Source organism: Streptomyces sp. NPDC005070 (assembly GCF_053600395.1).
On sequence record NZ_JBSFZS010000481.1, the window covers coordinates 1 to 1,561 of the forward strand.

The window sequence follows — 1,561 nt, forward strand, 5'->3', positions numbered from 1 at the left end:
TGGGACGGCGCACGGCCCACGAACGCTCCCGGCAGCACCGACTGACACCACTCCCCGCGGGCCAGGCCGCGACAGGCGACGTTCACCCCGTCGCGACTCCCGGCCCTTGACGGGCAACCGATGCGTGCCACGGCACTAGTACTGGCCCTGAAGGTGCTCCCAGAAGCCGTCCCGCAGGGCGCGGCGCAGGTCCGACTGGCCGCGCAGGGAGTACTGGAGCAGTCCCTCCGCCTCGACCAGCAGGTCCTGGTCGACCGAGCCGGGCAGATACGGGTGCCCGGGCAGCAGCTCGGCCAGGGACTCACGGCCGCGGGCGGCCAGCCACTTCGCGGCGATCTGGGCGCCCACGAAGCGCACGTCCTCCCGCGTGGGCCGGACCGCCGCCGTCGGGTCGTAGGACTGGGCGGTCCGCCTGGCCACATACGGCTTGAAGAAGTCGAGGTCGAGCGTGCGCTGGCTGTCGACCTCCCAGAGCAGCGGCTCGGCCTGGTTGCCGCCCTCGGGCGCCTCGATGCCCCAGAGGTGGACCCGGGCGCCGTAGCCCTGCGCCGCCTCGACCGCGGAGACAAGGTCCTCGTCGCCGCCGAGCAGGGCCGCGTCACTGATGGCGCGGTGCCGGGCGAGGGACTCCAGGTCCGAGCGGATGAGTGAATCGACGCCCTTCTGCTGGTTGTTGGCGTTCAGATTGCCCAACCGGACCTTCACGTCCGGCAGTTCGGCGATGGACTGCTGTTCCGCCGTGTGGATGCGGCGCCGTGCGCCGTCGTACCAGTAGACGCGCAGCAGGCGGCTGTCGGCGAAGATCGTGCGGGCCCGGTCGATGAGTGCCTCGATGAGGCCCTCGGTGTCCAGGTCGAACGAACGGCGGTCCTCCGTGCCGGCGACGAGGCGCCCCGCGGCCGCGTACAGATATCCGGCGTCGACGAAGATCGCGTGAGTGGAGGGAGTCTTCGCGACCTCGGCGAGCATGCGCTGCAGCAGCTCGTTCGTACGGTCAATGCGGGCGGCCAGGGCCGCGTGGTCGTCGTTCATCGTCGCCATTGTCCCGGCGGTCACGCTGCGAACACAACCGGCGCCGTTCGGTCTCCGCCACCCGGACTACCCGCCGGTAATTAGGTTCTCGAAAAATTTCCTTAGCGTAGGGAATGTTTGTAACACACACCCCGTTGACTCCCTACGTGAGCGAGTGCAGAGATGCCTCGCTCGCCACACACTCAAGTAGTTCTCCTCAGGAGGATGACCAGACGAAGGGAGAAGCCATGCGCTTCGAAATCATGCGACTCGACGATGTCGACGGCACGCCCGTGGACTGCACTGTCGTAGACGCCGCCTCCGTCAACCGGATCGTTCAGCAGGCCGCCGCCATCGGGCAGCGACTGTGGATCCGCCCGGCCGACACAACCGCTTCTTAACACGACGAGGGTCCGCTTCGCCGGACGAGGACGCACCGAAGGCGCCTCACCGGACGGAACGCGTTGCGGACAGCAGACGATTCCGAGACTTCAGCGAACGACGGCGGCCAGTCCCTCAACCCGCCCACGTACCAGATCGACCTGCGTGA

The 1,561-nt window shown here is 68.2% G+C and carries 2 protein-coding genes; one reads left to right on the forward strand and one right to left on the reverse strand.

The features are described 5' to 3' along the window. Positions 1-135 precede the first annotated feature (135 nt). Positions 136-1,032, reverse strand: a complete 897-nt coding sequence (locus ACWEBX_RS40425) for an NYN domain-containing protein (RefSeq protein WP_355769917.1) — start codon at positions 1,030-1,032, stop codon at positions 136-138. Between the two features lie 227 nt (positions 1,033-1,259). Here ACWEBX_RS40425 and ACWEBX_RS40430 point away from each other — a divergent pair, with 227 nt between their 5' ends. Then, the gene (locus ACWEBX_RS40430) at positions 1,260-1,412 is read left to right on the forward strand and encodes a hypothetical protein (protein WP_365284456.1); all 153 of its coding nucleotides are present in this window, start codon (positions 1,260-1,262) and stop codon (positions 1,410-1,412) included. Positions 1,413-1,561 lie beyond the last annotated feature (149 nt).

What these genes read in the sequence shown, in the direction of transcription:
- ACWEBX_RS40425 (WP_355769917.1), bottom strand. Translation starts at nt 1,032, where the DNA reads ATGAACGACGACCACGCGGCCCTGGCCGCCCGCATTGACCGTACGAAC.
- ACWEBX_RS40430 (WP_365284456.1), top strand. Translation starts at nt 1,260, where the DNA reads ATGCGCTTCGAAATCATGCGACTCGACGATGTCGACGGCACGCCCGTG.